Source organism: Pseudoduganella sp. GW821-FHT05F09 (assembly GCF_059419605.1).
Map to the genome: position 1 here is coordinate 205,221 of NZ_JBWKSD010000003.1, position 18,450 is coordinate 223,670.

19 protein-coding genes are annotated in these 18,450 nt (G+C 66.7%); 11 read left to right on the forward strand and 8 right to left on the reverse strand.

Annotation, left to right across the window (positions count from 1 at the left end; all coding sequences use genetic code 11):
* Positions 1 to 11 precede the first annotated feature (11 nt).
* On the reverse strand, positions 12 to 491 hold the full coding sequence (locus tag AC07S4_RS10730) for a hypothetical protein (protein ID WP_494986632.1): 480 nt from the start codon (positions 489 to 491) through the stop codon (positions 12 to 14).
* Positions 492 to 690: 199 nt separating this feature from the next.
* Here AC07S4_RS10730 and trmB point away from each other — a divergent pair, with 199 nt between their 5' ends.
* Complete coding sequence (trmB, locus tag AC07S4_RS10735) at positions 691 to 1,371, forward strand: tRNA (guanosine(46)-N7)-methyltransferase TrmB (protein WP_494987131.1); 681 nt, start codon at positions 691 to 693, stop codon at positions 1,369 to 1,371.
* Here trmB and AC07S4_RS10740 read toward each other — a convergent pair.
* Both AC07S4_RS10740 and AC07S4_RS10745 read right to left on the reverse strand, forming a co-directional pair.
* Positions 1,358 to 3,127, reverse strand: coding sequence for an amidohydrolase (locus AC07S4_RS10740; RefSeq protein WP_494986633.1), 1,770 nt, complete (start codon positions 3,125 to 3,127; stop codon positions 1,358 to 1,360). The genes trmB and AC07S4_RS10740 overlap by 14 nt on opposite strands.
* A 16-nt stretch (positions 3,128 to 3,143) precedes the next feature.
* Positions 3,144 to 4,046: a DMT family transporter gene (locus AC07S4_RS10745; protein WP_494986634.1), complete on the reverse strand. Its 903-nt coding sequence runs from the start codon at positions 4,044 to 4,046 to the stop codon at positions 3,144 to 3,146.
* A gap of 274 nt (positions 4,047 to 4,320) precedes the next feature.
* Here AC07S4_RS10745 and AC07S4_RS10750 point away from each other — a divergent pair, with 274 nt between their 5' ends.
* On the forward strand, positions 4,321 to 5,205 hold the full coding sequence (locus AC07S4_RS10750; protein WP_494986635.1) for a helix-turn-helix domain-containing protein: 885 nt from the start codon (positions 4,321 to 4,323) through the stop codon (positions 5,203 to 5,205).
* Positions 5,206 to 5,208: 3 nt separating this feature from the next.
* Here AC07S4_RS10750 and recQ read toward each other — a convergent pair whose 3' ends face one another.
* Both recQ and AC07S4_RS10760 read right to left on the reverse strand, forming a co-directional pair.
* Positions 5,209 to 7,035, reverse strand: a complete 1,827-nt coding sequence (gene recQ, locus AC07S4_RS10755) for a DNA helicase RecQ (RefSeq protein WP_494986636.1) — start codon at positions 7,033 to 7,035, stop codon at positions 5,209 to 5,211.
* 8 nt (positions 7,036 to 7,043) lie between these two features.
* A complete protein-coding gene (locus tag AC07S4_RS10760) occupies positions 7,044 to 7,877 on the reverse strand; it encodes an undecaprenyl-diphosphate phosphatase (protein ID WP_494986637.1) in 834 nt (277 codons plus the stop codon).
* Positions 7,878 to 8,077: 200 nt separating this feature from the next.
* On the opposite strand from AC07S4_RS10760, the gene AC07S4_RS10765 reads away from it, so the two are divergent.
* A complete protein-coding gene (locus AC07S4_RS10765) occupies positions 8,078 to 9,289 on the forward strand; it encodes an MFS transporter (RefSeq protein WP_494986638.1) in 1,212 nt (403 codons plus the stop codon).
* Here the strand turns inward: AC07S4_RS10765 and AC07S4_RS10770 are convergent.
* Positions 9,228 to 10,154, reverse strand: a complete 927-nt coding sequence (locus tag AC07S4_RS10770; RefSeq protein ID WP_494986639.1) for a LysR family transcriptional regulator — start codon at positions 10,152 to 10,154, stop codon at positions 9,228 to 9,230. The genes AC07S4_RS10765 and AC07S4_RS10770 overlap by 62 nt on opposite strands.
* Positions 10,155 to 10,273: 119 nt before the next feature.
* Here AC07S4_RS10770 and AC07S4_RS10775 point away from each other — a divergent pair, with 119 nt between their 5' ends.
* Both AC07S4_RS10775 and AC07S4_RS10780 read left to right on the forward strand, forming a co-directional pair.
* Positions 10,274 to 11,254, forward strand: coding sequence for an aldo/keto reductase (locus tag AC07S4_RS10775; RefSeq protein WP_494986640.1), 981 nt, complete (start codon positions 10,274 to 10,276; stop codon positions 11,252 to 11,254).
* A gap of 94 nt (positions 11,255 to 11,348) precedes the next feature.
* On the forward strand, positions 11,349 to 11,522 hold the full coding sequence (locus tag AC07S4_RS10780; RefSeq protein ID WP_494986641.1) for a hypothetical protein: 174 nt from the start codon (positions 11,349 to 11,351) through the stop codon (positions 11,520 to 11,522).
* Positions 11,523 to 11,528: 6 nt separating this feature from the next.
* Here the strand turns inward: AC07S4_RS10780 and AC07S4_RS10785 are convergent, their stop codons facing one another.
* Positions 11,529 to 11,804 carry a YkgJ family cysteine cluster protein gene (locus AC07S4_RS10785; protein WP_494986642.1) on the reverse strand — a complete coding sequence of 92 codons (276 nt, stop codon included), beginning with the start codon at positions 11,802 to 11,804 and terminating at the stop codon, positions 11,529 to 11,531.
* Between the two features lie 225 nt (positions 11,805 to 12,029).
* Between AC07S4_RS10785 and AC07S4_RS10790 the strand changes: the two genes are divergently transcribed.
* From AC07S4_RS10790 to AC07S4_RS10815, 6 genes are all read left to right on the forward strand, one after another.
* Positions 12,030 to 13,268: a SpoIIE family protein phosphatase gene (locus tag AC07S4_RS10790; protein WP_494986643.1), complete on the forward strand. Its 1,239-nt coding sequence runs from the start codon at positions 12,030 to 12,032 to the stop codon at positions 13,266 to 13,268.
* Positions 13,269 to 13,281: 13 nt separating this feature from the next.
* Positions 13,282 to 13,839, forward strand: coding sequence for a SiaB family protein kinase (locus AC07S4_RS10795; protein WP_494986644.1), 558 nt, complete (start codon positions 13,282 to 13,284; stop codon positions 13,837 to 13,839).
* Between the two features lie 16 nt (positions 13,840 to 13,855).
* The gene (locus tag AC07S4_RS10800) at positions 13,856 to 14,245 is read left to right on the forward strand and encodes a DUF1987 domain-containing protein (RefSeq protein ID WP_494986645.1); all 390 of its coding nucleotides are present in this window, start codon (positions 13,856 to 13,858) and stop codon (positions 14,243 to 14,245) included.
* Positions 14,246 to 14,249: 4 nt separating this feature from the next.
* On the forward strand, positions 14,250 to 14,960 hold the full coding sequence (locus AC07S4_RS10805) for a GGDEF domain-containing protein (protein WP_494986646.1): 711 nt from the start codon (positions 14,250 to 14,252) through the stop codon (positions 14,958 to 14,960).
* Positions 14,961 to 15,033: 73 nt separating this feature from the next.
* On the forward strand, positions 15,034 to 15,621 hold the full coding sequence (locus AC07S4_RS10810) for a sigma-70 family RNA polymerase sigma factor (RefSeq protein WP_494986647.1): 588 nt from the start codon (positions 15,034 to 15,036) through the stop codon (positions 15,619 to 15,621).
* On the forward strand, positions 15,618 to 16,337 hold the full coding sequence (locus tag AC07S4_RS10815) for an anti-sigma factor (protein ID WP_494986648.1): 720 nt from the start codon (positions 15,618 to 15,620) through the stop codon (positions 16,335 to 16,337). The genes AC07S4_RS10810 and AC07S4_RS10815 overlap by 4 nt, the downstream gene beginning before the upstream one ends.
* Here AC07S4_RS10815 and AC07S4_RS10820 read toward each other — a convergent pair.
* Positions 16,334 to 18,436 carry a TonB-dependent receptor gene (locus AC07S4_RS10820; RefSeq protein ID WP_494986649.1) on the reverse strand — a complete coding sequence of 701 codons (2,103 nt, stop codon included), beginning with the start codon at positions 18,434 to 18,436 and terminating at the stop codon, positions 16,334 to 16,336. The genes AC07S4_RS10815 and AC07S4_RS10820 overlap by 4 nt on opposite strands.
* Positions 18,437 to 18,450: the final 14 nt, after the last annotated feature.

An 18,450-nucleotide genomic window follows, 5' to 3' on the forward strand; every position in this document is an offset into this window, starting at 1 on the left:
AAGGATTGCATTCAACGGGACAAGTCCATGTCCAGCCACACAGCATACGCCAAATGCTTGCCCTGCCAAACTGAGCCGCCGCGTATTGCCGCATCGCATGAGATCGCTTGGCCGTCGATTTCCTCGCGGCGCTGGATTTCGCGGAAGGTTTGCGCGTCCTTGGGCGACAGATAGCCCGTCATGCGGCCCGCCACGAACACCGCCACCGGCCTGTCGTCGTAGGGGTTGAGCGGGTCCACCGCCAGCACGGCCTGCAAACGGGTGTCGGCGCCCTGGTCGCCATGCTCGCCGGCCAGCTCGCGCACCGTGGCCTGGTAGCGCGACTCGGCCAGCACTTCGGTCAGCATGCGCCCGCCGTCGGACCAGTGCTTGACCGGCTCGCCCGGCTGCGCGGGCACGTAGGCCGGGCCGGGCGCCTTGGCTGCGGGCGGCGCGGCGGGACGGAAGCCTTTTTTCAGCAGCAGATACATGGCGGCCAGGGACAGTGCCATTATGGCAAGAAGGATTGCGTCGGTCATCGTCGGAGGGGGCTAGTCGGTCAAAGCCGTATTATCGCAGGCCGGGGCGCGCGGGTGGAGGTCACGTATAATGGCGGATCGTCCTTAGAATTTGCCATCCGATTGGCCTTTTACTTACATCTACATGTCTTCCGATACTCCAAACGACAATCCGGGCAGCCCGGCACGCGCCATGCTGTATGACCCGACCGAACACCGCATCCGCAGCTTCGTCACGCGCGCCGGCCGCCTGTCCACCGCGCAAGCGCGCGCGCTGGAGGAGCTGGGTCCGAAATTCCTGATCGAGTACAGCAAAGCGCCGCTGGACTATGCGCAGGTTTTCGGCCGCAAGGCGCCGGTGGTGCTGGAGATCGGCTTCGGCATGGGCGGCACCACGGCGCACATCGCCGGCGTGATGCCGGAGAAGGATTTCATCGGCGTGGAAGTCCATACACCGGGCGTGGGCAGCTTGCTCAAACTGATAGGCGAGCAGCAGCTGGGCAACCTGAAGGCGATCCAGCACGATGCGGTGGAAGTGCTGAACCACATGATCCCCGACGGCTCGCTGCATGGCGTGCATATCTACTTCCCGGACCCATGGCACAAGGCGCGCCACAACAAGCGCCGCCTGATCCAGTCGCCGTTTGTGCAGCATCTGGTGCAAAAACTGGAAGTGGGCGGCTATCTCCACCTGGCCACCGACTGGGAAGACTATGCGGTGCAGATGCTGGAAGTGCTCAGCGCCGAGCCTGGCCTGCAGAACACGGCCGAAGGCTACGCGCCGCAGCCGGCCTATCGTCCGCTGACCAAGTTTGAAAACCGCGGCCTGAAGCTGGGCCACGGCGTATGGGACCTGGTCTTCACCAAGAAGTAAGCCCGTACACTGTCTTCCCGCCCACCACGGTCTGCAAGACCTTGGTGTTGGCGATGTCCTCGGCCGGGACTTCCATGAAGTTCCGGTCCAGCACGATGAGGTCGGCCAGCTTGCCCACCTCCAGCGATCCCGTTTCCTTCTCCTGCCTCAGGGTGTACGCCGCGTTCATGGTGATGGCGCGCAGTACCGCTGCGCGCGGCATGCCGGGCGCGTCGCCCAGGCGGCCTGCGTATTCGGGGCCGGCGTCCTTCGCCGCGGTGCGCGTCACGCCCACTTTCAGCGCAAACCACATGTCCAATGGATCGACCGGCCAGTCGCTGCCGTAGGCGATGCGCGCGCCCGCGTCCAGCAGTAGCGACTGCGGCTCGACGATGGCGTAGCGTTCCTTGCCCATGTATTCCTTCAGCGCGCCCACGGTGTCCGGCGCGGGCTTGGCCCACTGGAAGGACAGCACCGCCGTGGCGTCCAGCTGCTTGAAGCGCGGGAAGTCGGCCGGGTCCACGATCTCGTCGTGGGCCAGGGCGGGGCGGACGTCCTTGCCCTCCGGCGTGGCGCGCAGCGCCTGCAGCGCGTTGAGCGTGTCGCGCACGGCGCCGTCGCCGTCAACGTGGATGTGGGGATCGATGCGGGCCTTGGCCAGCTTGGACAGCGTGGAGCGCAGCAGGGCGGGCGGGAAGTAGCTGTCCGGCCCCTTGCTCGAACCCGGCGCCCAGTGCGGCTGCTGCGGCGTGCCCTGGTTGGTGTAGTAGGGCGCCAGCATGGTGCCGGTGAGCGCGGGCGCGGCGATCACGCCGTCCATGAACAGCTTGGCATGGCGCACCTGCATGGACGGCTCGATGCGCGTGGCGCCCTGGTCGAACTGTTTGGCCAGCTGGCGCAGTTCCCTGAACGCCTTGCCGGATATGGCGTCCTTCGGATCGATCAGTACCGCGAAGTGGGCGCGCGCGGTGAGCTTGCCCTGCTTTTGCAGCTGCGAGAAGGCGGTCAGGGTTTCGGGATCGGTATAGGCGTCGAGGAAGGTGGTGATGCCCTGCTTGCGCATGGCGTCCAGCGCGGCGGTGGAGGCGGCCAGGTTTTCCTTGGGCGTGAGCACGGGCATGAACTTGCTCACCATGTCCTGCGCCGCATCCTCCAGGATGCCGGTGGCCTTGCCGGCGGCGTCGCGCGCGATCTTGCCGCCTTCGGGATCGGGCGTGCGGCGGGTGATGCCGGCCAGTTGCAAGGCTTTGGAATTGAGCAGCGCCGAGTGGCCGAAGGACGAACGCACGACGATGGGGCGGCTGGTTTTCAGGCTGTCCAGCGCGGCGCTGGTCATGTCCACGCCGTCCGGCAGCATGCCTTGCTGGAACCAGTTCACCACCCGCAGCCAGCGCTTGGAGCTGGCGTTCTTTTCCTTGTCCAGGCAGGCCTGGATGCGGGCCTGGAACTGCGGCACCGTCAGCGGCGCGTAATCGAGGCTGCAGTTGAGCAGGCGCGAGCCGCCGGACTGCGGATGCATATGGCCGTCCACCAGGCCGGGCATCAGCATGCGGCCCTGCAGGTCGATCACGCGGGTCTGGCCGCCGGTGTGGGCTTGCGCGCCGTCGTTGTCGCCGACGTAGACGATGCGGCCATCGCGCACGGCCAGCGCCTGCTGCACGCTGTCCTGCGCATCCACCGTGTAGATGTAGCCGTTGCGGTAGACCGTGTCCGCCGGCGCGGCCTGCGCCAACGCCGGCAGCAGCAAACAAATCAGGGCCAATCCGGTCGCATGCATGTGCTCTCCTAGTGTGCTATTTGGCGCGGGCCTCCGTGCGCCCCAGCGCGGGCCAGGACGGCATGAAGGCCAGCAGGTTGCCCGCCAGGACCAGCGCCAGCCCGCACAAGGCCAGTGCGGTCCAGTGGTAGCCCTCGAAGATGGTGGACGCGCTCAGCGCCACGATGGGGAATAATACTGTGGAATAGGCCGCGCGGTCAGGTCCGATGCGGCCGACCAGCATCAGGTAGGCGGTGAAGGCGATGACCGAACCGGGAATGGCGAGGTAAAGCAGCGATGCCGTGTAGCGCGCGCCCGGCTCCCAGGTGAACGGCATGCCCAGCGCCAGTGAGCCCAGGGTGAGGATGGCGGCGCCTATCATCATGGCCCACACATTGGTCAGCCACGGCGCCAGGCCGAGCGCCTGCATGCGGCTGGACAGCAGGTTGCCGGTGGAAAAGCAGAGCGTGCCCAGCAGGGCCAGGCCCAGGCCGGCCAGCATGCCGCCGTCGCGCCAGTGCCCCTGCATCTGCGGCAGGAACAGCAGGGCGATGCCGCACAGGCCCAGCAGCGCGCCGCCCACCACCTGCGGGCGCAGCGCGCGGCCCAGGAACAGGCGGCCGTTGAGCGCGTTCCAGATCGGCGCGGTGGAAAACACCACGGCCACGAGGCCGCTGGGCACCCACTGGCTGGCGTAATAAAAGCACAGGAAATTACAGCAAAACAGCGCCACGCCCTGCGCCGCCAAGTAGCGCCAGGCCGCGCGCGGCGGCCATACCTTCTTACGCATGGCAAACAGCACCAGCAGCAGCACCGCCGCCGCGATCCAGAAGCGGTAAGCGATGGAAACCGGCGCCGGCACCACGCCGAGCTGGAATTTAATGGCGATCCAGGTAGTACCCCAGATCAAGACGGTCAGCAGATACAGAAAAGCGTTCATGGCAAGGCCCGGTTGAATACGAGCTAGCATCATGCCGCCCGCGCGCCCCCGCCGCTTGTCTCCGCTTGCGCAATTCAAGCAAGCAGCCTGAGCCGCATTCGGGGCCAGACCCCAAACGCGGCAAGGTGCCAATTACCGGCGCGTATTAGCGAACTGAGCCGCATTCGGGGTCAGACCCCGAATGCGGCTCAGGCTGCTTGTGGGAATTGTCTGATCTTGCGCAATTTTTGTGAGGGGGCGGGAGCGAACGGCGGGGGCGTGCTAGACTTTTCGGATGGCTACTTTTTCTCACGCGGTGTTCCGGACCATGTCGCATACCGATGCGACCCTGGAGCGCTTCGCCTGGCTGGGCGATGGCCTGGCGGCGGCGATCTGGCAGCGGGAGACGGATGAGGAAGTGACCGCTTACTTGCAGCCGGGACACCATACCTTCTCGTGCTATCTGGGCGGGGGCTACCGCACCGAACGCGGCGGCGCGGGCGTGGCGCCGGGGCAGTATGGGGCGCCGAAGCGGCTCTGCACGCTGCCGGACTGGCATGAGTCGCACTGGCTGGTGCGCGACAAGCTGCGCTTGCTGCACGTGTATTTCATGCCCGAGCATTTTACGCAGCGCGCCGTGATGGAGCTGGACCGTGAGCCGCGCGAACTGACCCTGGCCGACCGCACCTATTTTGAGGACCCGCGCCTGGTGCAGCTGTGCGAGCAGCTGGTGGCCGCGCCGTGGGAGGGCGCCGATGCGCTGCTGCGCGCCAACGAGATCACGCACGCCACCTTGAGCGAGCTGCTGAAGTCGCAGTCGATGATAGACCCTGGCGCGCGCCTGCGCGGCGGACTGGCGCCGGTGGTGCGGCGCAGGCTGGCGGAGTTTATCGATGCCCATCTGGCCGAGGCGATCACGCTGGGCATGCTGGCGCAGGTGGCTTGCATGTCCGAGTTCCACCTGGCGCGCATGTTCAAGCTGTCCTTCGGCATGCCGCCGTCGGCCTGGGTGGCGCAGCGCCGCCTGGACCGGGCGCGCAGCATGCTCAAATCAACCGGCCTGCCTTTGCAGCAGGTGGCCGATGCCTGCGGCTATGCGGATCTGAGCCATTTCAGCCACCGCTTCCGTGCGGCGGTGGGTGCGCCGCCGGGGCGCTACCGGCAAATCGTTGCCGCCTAGGCCCTACAGCATTTCCGCAATCAGCGCGACGATCTCTTCGCCATAGGAGGCGAGCTTTTTCTCGCCCACGCCGCTGATGCCGCGCAGGTCGTCCAGCGACGTCGGCTGCGCCTTGGCGATTTCGCGCAAGGTGGCGTCGACGAAGATCACATAGGCCGGCACGCTGTGCGCGCGCGCCGTCTCCACCCGCCACCAGCGCAGCTTGTCGAAGATGGTCTGCTCTTTGCCGGACAGCTCGGTCTCGGCATAGCCCTTGGCCGCCGCCGCCGTGGAGCGCTTCTGCTTGACCGGCTTCTGGTACTGCCGCAGCTGCACTTTCTGCCCGCCCTTGAGCACGGGCCGCGCGGCGTCGGTCAGCTTGAGGGAGCTGTACTGCTCGTGGTCCACCGTCACCAGCCCGAGCGCGATCACCTGGCGCAGGATGGCGCGCCATTCCTGCTCGCTGCGGTCGGCGCCTATGCCGAACACGGACAGGCTGTCGTGGTGCCAGGTCTTGATGCGTTCCGTTTCCACGCCGCGCAGCACTTCGATCACGTGGCCGGCGGCGAAGCGCTGGTCGACGCGGTAGATGGCCGACAGCAGCTTTTGCACCGGCACCGTGCCGTCGAAGCTCACCGGGGGGATCAAACAGGTGTCGCAGTTGCCGCAGGGCGTGGCCTGCTCGCCGAAGTATTCGAGCAGGCGCACGCGCCGGCAGCTCAGCGTTTCGCACAGGCCGAGCATGGCGTCCAGCTTGGTGCCCAGCACGCGCTTGAAGGTTTCGTCGGCTTCGGATTCGTCTATCATGCGCCGCTGCAGCACCACGTCCTGCAGGCCGTAGGCCATCCAGGCGCTGGCGGGCATGCCGTCGCGGCCGGCGCGGCCGGTCTCCTGGTAGTAGCCTTCGATCGATTTGGGCAGGTCCAGGTGGCATACGAAGCGCACGTCCGGCTTGTCGATGCCCATGCCGAAGGCGATGGTGGCGACCATGACGATGTTGTCTTCGCGCAGGAAGCGGGCCTGGTTGGCGGCGCGCTTGGCGTGTTCCATGCCGGCGTGGTAGGCCATGGCGCGCACGCCGTTCTCGTTCAGCATTTCGGCCGTCTCTTCGACCTTTTTGCGCGACAGGCAGTAGACGATGCCGGAGTCGCCGCCGTGTTCCGCGGTGATGAAGTCCAGCAGCTGCTTGCGGCCGTTGGCCTTTTCCACGATCTGGTAGCGGATGTTGGGGCGGTCGAAGGAGGACACGAACTGCGCCGCGTCTTCCAGCTGCAGGCGCTGCACGATCTCGGCGCGGGTCTGGTGGTCCGCCGTGGCCGTGAGCGCGATGCGCGGCACGTTGGGGAACTGCTCGTGCAGGATGGACAGCTTGATGTATTCGGGCCGGAAGTCGTGGCCCCATTGCGATACGCAGTGCGCTTCGTCGATGGCGAACAGCGCGATATTGGACGCCTGCAGCAGCTCGAAGCAGCGCTGCGTCATCAGCCGCTCGGGCGCCACGTAGACCAGGTCGATCTGGCCGGTGCGCACCAGGCGCTCGATGCGGCTGGCTTCCTCGTAGGTCTGGGTGGAGTTCAGGAAGGCGGCGCGCACGCCCACCTCGGCCAGCGCGTCCACCTGGTCCTGCATCAGCGCGATCAGCGGCGAGATCACCACGCCCACGCCGTCGCGCACTAGCGCCGGGATCTGGTAGCACAGCGACTTGCCGCCGCCGGTGGGCATCAGGACCAGCGCGTCGCCGCCCTTGCTGACATGGTCGACAATTTCCCCCTGCTGGCCGCGGAAGGCTGGGTAGCCGAAGACGGTCTGGAGGAGGTTGAGGGCGCGTTCGCTGGTGTCCTGATTGGTCATTTATTAACTTAGTCGGCCCACACTACCAGGCCGGAATAGGCGGTGGCAATTACCACCAACCCGAATATGATGCGGTACCACGCAAAAATTGTGAAGTCGTGCGAACTGATATAGCGCAACAACCAGCGCACGCAGAGGAAGGCCGACACGAATGCGGCCAGCATGCCGACGCCAAACATCGGCAAGTCGGCCGCCGACAGCAGCGCGCGTTCCTTGTACAGCGAGTATACCGTGGCCGAGAGCAGCAGGGGAATGGCGAGGAAGAAGGAAAATTCCGTGGCCGCCTTGCGCGACAGGCCGAACATCATGCCGCCGATGATGGTGGCGCCGGAGCGGCTGGTGCCGGGGATCAGCGCGAAGGCCTGGGCGCAGCCCACTTTCAGCGCGTCCAGCGCGCTCATGTCGTCCACGGTCTGCACCCGCACGGCGGCCGGATTGGCCTTGGCGCGCTTTTCCACCCACAGGATGATGAAGCCGCCCACGATGAAGGCGCTGGCCACCGGGATGGGCGAGAACAAGTGCGCCTTGATGGCTTTGTTGAACAGCAGGCCGAGCACGGCGGCCGGCAGGAAGCCGATGATCAGGTTGATGATGAAGCGCTGCGCCTTGGCGTCGCTGAACATGCCGCTCAGCACCGAGGCCAGGCGCGCCCGGTATTCCCAGATGACGGCGACGATGGCGCCGGTCTGGATCACGATCTCGAACACTTTCACTTTTTCGCCCACGAAGTTGAGCAGGCTGCCGGCCAGGATCAGGTGGCCGGTGGAGGAAATCGGCAGGAATTCGGTGAAGCCTTCAACCAGGCCCATGATGAAGGCCTGCAACGCGAGTGTGATGTCCATGTTTGTCGTAATAGCAAGTGATGGGAAAGGGCGTCGAAGCTTACCATGAGCGGCCGGGTTCGCCATGCCCTCGTATCGGGTGCGGCCCGCATTGTACCTTGTGCCTGATAAGCCGGGCTTATCACAGGGCGGCACAAGTCGAATTGGCCTGAACGGCGCGGCAATTCCATACTTCCGCTATCGAAATGCAGGAGGTCGCCATGACTACCACGGAAACAATCAAGGAGGTCCCGAAGGGACTCATTACGCTGCTGGCGCTGGTGTGCGGCGTGTCCATCGCCAGCGGCTATTACGCGCAGCCGCTGCTGGGCGACATTGGCCGTTCGCTGGGCGTGTCGGAAGCCTATGCGGGCGCGCTGCCCATGTTTACGCAGATCGGCATCGCCATCGGCGCGCTGCTGTTCCTGCCGCTGGGCGATATCGTCAATGACCGCAAGCTGATACTGGCCATGATCAGCGCGCATGTGGGGGCGCTGGTGCTGGTGGCGCTGGCGCCGTCCGCGCCCTCGCTCACCTGGGCCAGCGCGCTGATGGGCGTCACCACCATCACGCCTTACTTGCTGCCGGCCTACGCGGCCAAGATCGTCGGTCACGAGCAGCGCGGCCACGTCACCGGCCTGCTGGCGCGCGGCATCTTCGCCGGCATCCTGCTGGCGCGCACGGCCAGCGGCTATATCGGGCATTACACGGACTGGCGCACCGTGTACTGGATCGCCGCCGCGCTGATGCTGTTCATGACGGCGCTGCTGGCCTGGCGCCTGCCGCCCACCGTGCCGCGCAGCGACTTGAGCTATCCGCGCCTGCTGGCGTCCATCTGGACCGTGTTCCGCCAGCAGCCGGTGGTGCGCTACGCGGCCGCGCGCCAGGGCCTGGTGTTCGGCGCCTTCAACGCTTTCTGGATTTCGCTGGTGTTCTACCTGGAGACGCCGCGCTTCCACATGGGCAGCGACGTGGCCGGCCTGTTCGGCGTGATCGGCGCGGCCGGCGCCTTTGCCGCGCCCCTCTTCGGCAAGGTGGCGGACAAGCGCGGCCCGGTGTTCGCGGTGCGCCTGGGCACCGGCTCGGCGCTGCTGGCGTGGGTGGTGATGGCGCTGTTCGGCCAGCACCTGGCCGGGCTGGTGGCGGGCGTGCTGCTGCTGGACCTGGGCGTGACCGCTTCCCACGTGTCCAACCAGACCATGATTTACCACCTGGGGCAGGATATACGCGGCCGCGTCAGCACCATCTATATACTCGGCATCTTCATCGGCGCCGCGGTCATGTCCGGCCTTACCGCATGGGTGTGGAGCTTGTGGGCCTGGCACGGCGTGTCCGCGCTGGGCATCGCGGCGACCGGGCTGGCGGTGGCGGTCAGCTTCGCGCAGCAAGATCAAGCTGGGCGCGGCGGGCTTCAGCCGCAACCAGCTCGATGAACTCCAGGATCAGCTGGCGGTCCTCGCCGCTGCGGGAAAACACCTGCACCAGCAGCGGCGGCATGTCCGCCACCGGCAGCACCACCAGCCCGGCCGGCGGGGACGAGAACACATAGGTGGTGCCGACCATGGTGCCCATGCCCTGGCTCACCAGCGACATGCCCATCTGGGCCTGCGAGGTCTGGTACACGAAGTTGGGCATAAAGCCGCGCGCGCGGCAGGCGTCCACCATGCGGTCGTACAGCACCGTATTCACGCCGCGCTCGAACATGATGAGGCGCTCATTGCGCAAGTCGTCCACTGTCACGCTGGCGCGCGCGGCCAGCGGGGCGTCCTCGCGCACCAGCACGGCCCAGCTGGAATCGAAGATGGGCTGGGCCAGCAGGCTGCCGTCTTCCGGCAGCGGCGCCACCTGCACGCCGAAGCCCACGTCGATGCTGTGCTTCTGCAGCGCGTCCGCCTGCAGCACTGAGCTCATCTCGTGGCGCTGCACGCGCATATTGGGGTACAGCGCCTGCAGCCGTATCAGCGCCGGCGGAATGAACACCAGGTTGGTGTATTCCACCAGGCCGATGGACAGGGAACAGCTGCGGTAATGGCCGGCTTCGCGCGTGAGGCGCAGCGCGCGCTCCATCTGCTCGAACATGGTGTCGAGTTCGTCGCGCAGCACCACGCCGGCCGGGGTCAGTTCCACGCCGCGCCGGTCGCGCCGCAGCAGTTCCACGCCCACGGTCTGTTCCAGCTTGGCGATCTGCTGGCTCAGCGCCGGCTGGGTGACGAAGGCCAGTTCCGCCGCGCGGCGGAAATGCAGTTCCTTCGCCACCAGCGAGAAATAGCGCAGCTGCCGAAGTTCGATTCCTCTCATACGTCCTCGCTTACTACGTTCATTTACAACCCATGGTGGTTTCTGTTTTACCATGCATGATATAGATACATCGCCGCCGCCGCGCTATAGTGGCCTGCCGCACCACAAGGAGAGCTTGCATGGAATACGTGAATCTGGGCCGCACCGGCCTGAAAGTATCGCGCCTGGCGCTGGGCTGCATGACCTACGGCGTACCGGACCGGGGCAGCCATGAATGGACGCTGGACGAGGAGCAGAGCCGCCCCGTGATACGCCACGCGCTGGAGGCGGGCATCAATTTCTTCGATACCGCCAACTCCTATTCCGACGGCACCAGCGAGGAAATCGTCGGCCGCGCGCTGCGCGACTTCGCCCGCCGCGACGAAGTGGTCATCGCCACCAAGGTCTACTTCCCGCAGGGTAAAGGCCCGAACCAGCGCGGCCTGTCGCGCAAGGCGCTGATGGCGGAAATCGACAACAGCCTGCGCCGCCTGGGCACCGACTACGTGGACCTGTACCAGATCCACCGCTGGGACTACGGCACGCCCATCGAGGAAACGCTGGAGGCGCTGCACGACATCGTCAAGGCCGGCAAGGCGCGCTACATCGGCGCCTCGTCCATGTACGCCTGGCAGTTCGCCAAGGCGCTGTACACGGCCGACCTCCATGGCTGGACGCGCTTCGCCACCATGCAGAACCAGCTCAACCTGATCAACCGCGAGGAGGAGCGCGAGATGCTGCCGCTGTGCGCGGCCGAGGGCATAGGCGTGATCCCGTGGAGCCCGATGGCGCGCGGCCGCCTCACGCGCGACTGGGCCGAAGCCAGCAAGCGTTCCGACACGGACCTGGTGGCCAAGGAGATGTACACCGCCACCGAAGCGTCGGACCGGCTGGTGGCCGGGCGCGTGAAGCAGGTGGCCGAGGCGCGCGGCATCCCGCGCGCGCAGGTGGCGCTGGCGTGGGTGCTGCAGAAGTCCGTGGTGACCGCGCCGATTATCGGCGCCGCCAAGTTTTCCCACGTGGACGACGCGGTGCAGGCGCTGAAAGTGCGCCTCACCAAGGAGGAGCTGGCGCTGCTGGAATCGGCCTATGTGCCGCATCCGGTGGCGGGCTTCAGCTGAGGCGCGGGGCTGTCTCCGCCTCTGTTCGCCAGCGCACGGTGTGCGTGGCGGCGGGGGCGTAAGGTGGTTGTTCCACTCACCCGAGGAGATAGCCATGACGAAGCACAGCAACGATCCGCGCGAGCAGCAGCAGCGCGAGGCGCAGCAAGCGCAGCAGGAAGCCGCCAAGAACCAGCAGCGCGCCGAGGAAGCCGAAGTGGCCGGCCGCCACAAGAACGACGGCCAGAAGGACCACAAGGGCGCCGACAAAGGCCCGCGCGGCCAGTAACTCCGCTCAGGGCGCGGTAGCGCGCTCCAGGTCGGCCAGCCACAGCATGGCGTGCTCGCGGCTGGCGCCGCACATGTCGGCGGCCGGCTGCAGGCCGGCGCAGAAGGCGGGGCGCCCGGGCTGGCCGAAAATCTTGCAGCGCATATCGTCGGCCAGCTGGATGCAGCGCACGCCGGCCGGCTTGCCGTTGGGCATGCCGGGGATGGGCGAGGTGATGGAGGGGGCGGTGCAGCAGGCCCCGCATCCGGGGCGGCACTGCACCGCGGTTTTTGCTGTTGTCATGACTGCACTGTTGTGCCGCTGTCTACGCGGCGGGCTTTATTCGAGGCCGACAGTATACCCCTGCCGTTCCCGCACGCCTTACTTTCCACCTCCCAATGTTTCCCTGACGTCACACTGATGTCACAAAGGAATGGCAAGATGCCAGCTGTTCATCTCTCTCCCACTATGGATGTTTAGGCCCGCACACTCCCCGGTGCGGGCCGTTTTTTTCTAAAGGAACCGGCTGTGGAGTTCAACGCATCGCGACTGGATCTGCCCCGCTTCCGCCTGTCGACGGCGGCCGACCTGTGCATTGAAACCGTGTCGGTGCAGTCGGACATGAGCAATTTCGGCGTGCTGGAGCTGTTTACCGAGCGGCGCGACCTGATGAGCCTTCCGGTGATCGAGAACGAGCGGCCCATCGGCCTGATCAGCCGCAACATCTTCATGTCGCAGATGTCCAAGCCCTTCTACCACGAGGTGTACGGCAAAAAAAGCTGCATCGCCTTCATGGACAAGGAGCCGCTGATCGTGGACGCGGCCATGAGCATCGAGGCGCTGACCTTCCGCGCCGTGGAGTCGGGCGAGAAGGCGCTGGCGGACGGTTTCATCATCACGCGCGGCGGCGCCCTGGGCGGCGTGGGCTTCGGCCTGCAGCTGATGAATGTGGTGGCCAATATGCAGGCCGAGAAAAACCGCCAGATCATGCACAGCATCGACTACGCCAGCGTGATCCAGCGCGCCATGCTGCGCACCTCGCGCGCGGCGCTGGCCGACACGCTGCCGGACGCGCACCTGGTCTGGCAGCCGCGCGACGTGGTCGGCGGCGACTTCTATTATTTCGTCAAATACGAGGACGGCTGGTTCGCCGCCATTGCCGACTGCACCGGCCACGGCGTGCCGGGCGCCTTCATGACCCTGATCTCCTCGTCGATCTTGACGCAGGCCTTGCAGGCGCTGGGGCCGCGCGATCCGGCCGCGCTGCTGGCGGAGGTGAGCCGGGGCGTGAAATCCATGCTGGGCCAGATGGAAGGGCAGGGCGGCGCCACCGAATCGGACGACGGCATGGACGCCGCCTTCCTGTGGTTCGGCTCCGCCAGCCGCAAGCTCAGTTTCGCCGGCGCCCGCCTGGCGCTGCACCTGCTGCCGCCGGACCAGGACGGGATGGAGGCGGCCGTGCAGACGCTGGACAGCGACCGCATGGGCGTGGGCTATGTGGACACGCCGTTCGGCTTCAGCTGGAGCGCCAGGACGGTGGACGTGGCGCCGGGCAGCCTGCTGTTCATCACCACCGACGGCCTGGTCGACCAGATCGGCGGCCCGCGCGAAATCGCCTACGGCAAGCGCCGCATCCGCGACGTGCTGCTGGCCCAGCGCAGCGCGCCGGCCGCGCAGCTCAGCCAGGCCTTGCTGGACGACTTCCAGTCCTGGCAAGGCGCGCAGCCGCGCCGCGACGACCTCACTTTTTTCTGCTGCCGTCCCTAAGGAAGGAACGATTTTGCTCTACGAAGAATTCAACGAGTTTTGGGACGTGGCGCGCAAGCGCAACATCATTTTTTTCTACGCGGGCTATTTCTCGCAGCACGTGGTGGCCGCCGTCGCCGAAACCATCAAGGCGCGGCTGGACACGGCCGGCGCGGCGGGGCCGACGCGGCGCCGCATCTTCTCGTCCTTTGTCGAAATGTCGCAGAACATCATGCACTACTCGTCGGACACGCTGACCCCGGACCACGCGCAGGCCAGCCAGATGCGGCGCGGCTCGTTCTGCATCGGCATGCGCGAGGACAGCTTCTTCCTGCTGTGCGCCAACCCGGTCTCCACCGAAAGCGTGAACGCCATCCGCGCGCGCCTGGAGCCGCTGCACAGCATGACCATGGAGGAAATCAAATCCGCCTACAAGAAGGCGCTGCGCGACGAAACCCCTGCCGACAGCAAGGGTGCAGGTCTCGGCTTCCTGACCATGGCGCGCGACGCCAGCGCGCCGCTGGAGTTCGAGTTCGTCAAGGAGACGCACGACCCGGACACCACGGTGTTCTGCATCAAGGCCATCATCTGAAAAAGAAACCAACGTCATGGAACCCTACTACATCTCCGCTTCGCCCACTTCGCCCGAGATCGACTTCCGCTTCGACCAGCACACGCTGTCGATCAAGGGCGAGTCCTATCCCGAAAACGCTGCGCTGTTCTACGGCCCGGTGATCGAACAGGTGCGCACCTACCTGGCCGGTTGCGGCCAGGCCGACATCACCGTCAACGTGTCGCTGGCCTACTTCAACAGCTCCAGCACCAAGATGCTGTTCACGCTGTTCGAGGCGCTGAACCAGGCCGCCATGGACGGCAGCGCGGTGCGCCTGAACTGGTACTACGACGAGGACGACGACACCATCCTCGAATTCGGCCAGGAGCTGCAGGACGATTTCGGCGCGCTGGACTTCAGCAACCATCCGGTGGCGCACAACTGACCTTATGGCTGAACCGGACCTGTTCGCCGCCGAGAGCGCGGTGCTGGCCGCCGCGCGCGCGGCGCACGAGGACGACAGCGCCGGCGCGGCCGAGTACCGCCGCGTGCTGGGCGAAATGATGGCGCACTACGAGCGCCTGATGCGCGAAACGCGCCGCCTGATACGGCGCAGCGACCGCGCCGAGCGCGACATGAACCAGCTGAACCGCCAGCTGCACGAGCTGGCGGGCCAGCTGGAATACCGCGCCACGCACGATCCGCTGACCGGGGCGCTGAACCGCGCCGCCCTGATCGAGCACGCCAGCCGCCTGCTGGAGCAGGGCGACCTGGCGCTGATCGTGCTCGACATCGACCACTTCAAGCAGGTCAACGACGACTTCGGCCACCCGGCCGGCGACGCCGTGATCCAGGCCGTGGTGCGCTGCCTGGTGGCCCTGCTGGGCGACCAGGTGGCCATAGGCCGCGTGGGCGGCGAGGAATTTTCCGTGGCCTGGCCCACGCGCCACGGCGCCGAAGCGGCCCTGCTCGGGGAGCGCGTCTGCCACGCCATCGCGCGCGAAGTGTTCGCCGCCCCCATCAACCGCCCGGTCACGGCCAGCGTGGGCATCAGCTGGAACCCCTGCGGCACCTCGTTCGACACCGCCTATCTGCGCGCCGACGAGGCGCTGTACGAGGCCAAGCGCGCCGGCCGCAACTGCGTGCGCCTGGCGCCCTGAAATACGGTATCCTTGCAAGCTGCCGGCGCCGTTTTCCGTCGCCCTTTAACAGCTCGCTTCTACGAGGCCTTCCGTGGCATTAGCGCCCATTAACGACCCCCAGCAGCTGCGCGCCTGGCTGGCCGCCGCCGCCGCCCGCGACGCCAAGGCATTCCGATCCCTGTATGACGCAACTTCGCCGAAACTGTTTGGCTACGCGCTGCGTATATTGCATAAGCGCGAGCTGGCCGAGGAGGTGCTGCAGGAGAGTTTCGTCTCCATATGGAACAGCGCCCGCAGTTACCAAAGCCAGCTGGCCGCGCCCATGACGTGGATGGCGGCCATCGTGCGCAACAAGGCGCTCGACGCGCTGCGCCGCGTGGACGGTACTCTGGAGATCGACGTGGATACTTTTGACAGCGCCATACTGAATGCCCTGCATGACCCCGGCGCGACGCCGATCGAGGCGCTGCAGATCAGCAGCGACGCCAAGGCGCTGGCCTATTGCATGTCCATGCTGGAGGGCTTGCACCGGCAAGTGATCGGCATGGCGTTTTACCACGACCTGTCGCATAGCGAAGTGGCGCAGCAAATGGCCATCCCCATCGGCACCGTGAAGACCTGGATACGGCGCAGCCTGGAACGCCTGAAGACCTGCCTGGCGAAAGGGGAGCGGCCATGAATATCCGTGGCAATCCAGGCCTGCGCGAAAAGCTGGCGGCCGAGTATGTGCTGGGCACGCTGCGGGGCGGCGCGCGGCGCCGCTTTGAAGGCTATATGCACAACGACGCGGCGCTGCGGCGCACCGTGGGCGAATGGCAGGACCGGCTGTTGCCGCTGTCCGAGTTCGCCGGCGAGCAGAAACCGCGCGCGGAAGTGTGGCGCGGCATTGAACGGCGCCTGCACCTGGCTGCGCCGGCGCCCGCGTGGCAGTTCTGGCGCCAGGAGTCGCTTGGCTACTGGCGCGGCCTGAGCATGGCCACGGGCGCGGTGGCGGCGCTGGCCATTGCCGTCGCGCTCACGCTGACGCTGGCGCCGCCGTCCGAACAGGCGGCGGCCATCAACTACGCCGCCACGCTGACGGACGAGAAATCGCAAACCGCCATCCTGCTGACCGGCGACAGCCGCCGCCAGGTGATGGAGGTGCGGGTGGTGAACGGCGTGGCGGTGGCGGACGACAAGACGCTGCAGCTGTGGGCGATACCCAAGCAGGGCAATCCGCGTTCGCTGGGCATCCTGCCGGACAACCGCAGCGCCAGGCTGGCGCTGTCCGAGCGCGCCATCGGCAGCGACGTGCAGCTGCTGGCCATCAGCCTGGAGCCGAAGGGCGGCTCGCCGAATCCCGACGGCCCGACCGGACCGGTCCTGTACAAAGGCAACTGGGTCCGGCTGCTTTAGAAGCGGTGCGTGAGCGTGAGCCGGAAGGTACGCGGTTCGACCGGGTGGATATGCCGGTCCTCCACCCCGCCGGCGGCCTCGCCGCGCAGGCGGGACGCGTAGTAGTACTCGATATCGTTGGCTTGCTTGTCGAGCAGATTGAACACATCCAGCGTCACGGCGGTGCGGGCACTCAGCTTGTAGCCCAGGCGCGCGTAGGCCAGCGTGGTGGATGCCGAGCGCACGCTGTTGTCCGCCGTGAGCGGACGCGGGCCAAAGTAGCGTACTTGAAGGCCGCCGGACCAGCGCTGCAGGTCCGTCACCGTCACGCCGAAAGACGCTGCCCGTTCCAGGGCGCCGCTGATGCGGTTCTCCGTTGCCGGGGCGTCTCGGTAGCGCGCGCGGGAGGTGGCCAGGTCCAGGTCAAACAGCAGCCAGGGACGGGCGATGTAGTGGTTGTTCCATTCAATGCCGCTGCGGCGGCTCGCGCCGCTCGCTTCCGTTTCGCCTGCGTCGCCGACGTACACCAGCTCCGAGGCGCTATCCATTTTCCACAGCGCCAGCGAACTTTGCAGGCCGGGCAGCAGTTCGCTGCGCAAGCCCGCCTCGTAGCCGCGCGTGGCCGCCAGCGGCGTGACCGGCTGCGCAGGCCCGCCGTCCGCCAGCCGGGTTTGCGTGACGCCGCGCGCGTCGTTGCTGTGGAAGCCTTTGCCGAAGTTGAGGAAGTATTCGGTCCGCGCCCACGGTCCGAAGATCAGCGACAGCTTGGGCGAGACGATGCCGCTGCCGGCTTTGCCGCTGTTGCCGGGAATGCTGCTGCCGACCTTGAAGCGGTAGGCGTCGTAGCGCAGGCCGGCCACTGTGCGCAGCGTTGGCAGCCAGTTGGCCACGTTCTCGGCATACAGCGCCGCGCTGCCCTCGTCGAGCCGGTCTTCGCGGATGGTGCCGGTGCGCACGCGCGCGGCGGTGGTGTACAGGCCAAGCGGGGCCACCTTGTCGTAGCGGGCCTGCAGGCCTATCTTGCTGCGCATGGCAATGCCGCCCGCCTCGTGCAGCCAGGTGTTGCTGGCGTCAACGCCTGCCACGTTGCGGCGTTCGCTTTGCTGGAACTGGTCGCCCTGGACCGGGTTGTCCAGCAGGTAGCTGAAGTTGCTGTACAGGTCCAGCGTGGAATGCAGCGCATAGGCGCTCAATTCAAAGCGGCTGTCCGCGTTCCGGCGGTGCAGCGCGTAGGACAGGCTGTAGCGGCTGCTGATACCGCCGTCGCTGGCGTCCAGCGTGCCGAAGCGGCCTGTCAGGCCGGAGTCGAGCGCGCGCTGCGGCACCTGGTCGGTGGCGCGCCAGCGGTTGCGGTAGGCCATGCCGGTGATGCTGTAGCCCTGGTCCGCGCCGCCCGCGCTGTAGCGCAGTACGGCGCTGTATTTGCGCACGCCTTCCGGCACGTCCCAGGGGCCGTCGTTGCGGCTGGCCTCCAGCGCGTACAGCAGATGGCCGCCGGCGTAGCCGCTGCTGTCCGCCGCCACGGCGCGGCGGTAGCCGTTGCCGCCCAGCGTGATGCTGGCCATGCCCGGCAGCGTGTCCGCCAGGCGGATGCGCGCCGCGCCGGCCGACGCGAAGTCGCCCGTGTCGGCGAAGTAGGGGCCTTTCTGGTAGTCGATGCGCTGCACCAGCTCGGGGATCAGGAAGTTCAGGTCGGAGTAGCCCTGGCCATGCGCATGGCTGCGCATATTGACCGGCATGCCGTCCACGAAAGTGGCGAAGTCGGTGCCGTGGTCCAGATTGAAGCCGCGCAGGAAGTACTGGTTGGCTTTGCCGTCGCCGCTGTGCTGCGTGACTATCATGCCGGGCACGAATTCGAGCAGTTCGCCGGTGCGCAGCGCGGGGCGGCTGGCGGTCAGGCTGGAGGTGATGCGGCCCTGGCTGGCCGCGTCGGAAGTGCCCACGGCGTTGTCGTAGTGGCCGATGATGGCGACCACCTGCGGCGCGCTGGCCGGGCCTGGGGCTGCGTCGCCGGGCGCGGCCTGTGCGCCGGTGGAGCCAAGCTGCGCTGCCAGCTGTGCGGCGAGCAAGGCGACCAGCCGTCCTGCCGCGCGGAGCCCGCAATGCCGGGGTGTGTGCATGAGATGCTCCTCGG

What these genes read in the sequence shown, in the direction of transcription:
- AC07S4_RS10730 (WP_494986632.1), bottom strand. Translation starts at nt 491, where the DNA reads ATGGCACTGTCCCTGGCCGCCATGTATCTGCTGCTGAAAAAAGGCTTC.
- trmB (WP_494987131.1), top strand. Translation starts at nt 691, where the DNA reads ATGCTGTATGACCCGACCGAACACCGCATCCGCAGCTTCGTCACGCGC.
- AC07S4_RS10740 (WP_494986633.1), bottom strand. Translation starts at nt 3,127, where the DNA reads ATGCATGCGACCGGATTGGCCCTGATTTGTTTGCTGCTGCCGGCGTTG.
- AC07S4_RS10745 (WP_494986634.1), bottom strand. Translation starts at nt 4,046, where the DNA reads ATGAACGCTTTTCTGTATCTGCTGACCGTCTTGATCTGGGGTACTACC.
- AC07S4_RS10750 (WP_494986635.1), top strand. Translation starts at nt 4,321, where the DNA reads ATGGCTACTTTTTCTCACGCGGTGTTCCGGACCATGTCGCATACCGAT.
- recQ (WP_494986636.1), bottom strand. Translation starts at nt 7,035, where the DNA reads ATGACCAATCAGGACACCAGCGAACGCGCCCTCAACCTCCTCCAGACC.
- AC07S4_RS10760 (WP_494986637.1), bottom strand. Translation starts at nt 7,877, where the DNA reads ATGGACATCACACTCGCGTTGCAGGCCTTCATCATGGGCCTGGTTGAA.
- AC07S4_RS10765 (WP_494986638.1), top strand. Translation starts at nt 8,078, where the DNA reads ATGACTACCACGGAAACAATCAAGGAGGTCCCGAAGGGACTCATTACG.
- AC07S4_RS10770 (WP_494986639.1), bottom strand. Translation starts at nt 10,154, where the DNA reads ATGAGAGGAATCGAACTTCGGCAGCTGCGCTATTTCTCGCTGGTGGCG.
- AC07S4_RS10775 (WP_494986640.1), top strand. Translation starts at nt 10,274, where the DNA reads ATGGAATACGTGAATCTGGGCCGCACCGGCCTGAAAGTATCGCGCCTG.
- AC07S4_RS10780 (WP_494986641.1), top strand. Translation starts at nt 11,349, where the DNA reads ATGACGAAGCACAGCAACGATCCGCGCGAGCAGCAGCAGCGCGAGGCG.
- AC07S4_RS10785 (WP_494986642.1), bottom strand. Translation starts at nt 11,804, where the DNA reads ATGACAACAGCAAAAACCGCGGTGCAGTGCCGCCCCGGATGCGGGGCC.
- AC07S4_RS10800 (WP_494986645.1), top strand. Translation starts at nt 13,856, where the DNA reads ATGGAACCCTACTACATCTCCGCTTCGCCCACTTCGCCCGAGATCGAC.
- AC07S4_RS10805 (WP_494986646.1), top strand. Translation starts at nt 14,250, where the DNA reads ATGGCTGAACCGGACCTGTTCGCCGCCGAGAGCGCGGTGCTGGCCGCC.
- AC07S4_RS10815 (WP_494986648.1), top strand. Translation starts at nt 15,618, where the DNA reads ATGAATATCCGTGGCAATCCAGGCCTGCGCGAAAAGCTGGCGGCCGAG.
- AC07S4_RS10820 (WP_494986649.1), bottom strand. Translation starts at nt 18,436, where the DNA reads ATGCACACACCCCGGCATTGCGGGCTCCGCGCGGCAGGACGGCTGGTC.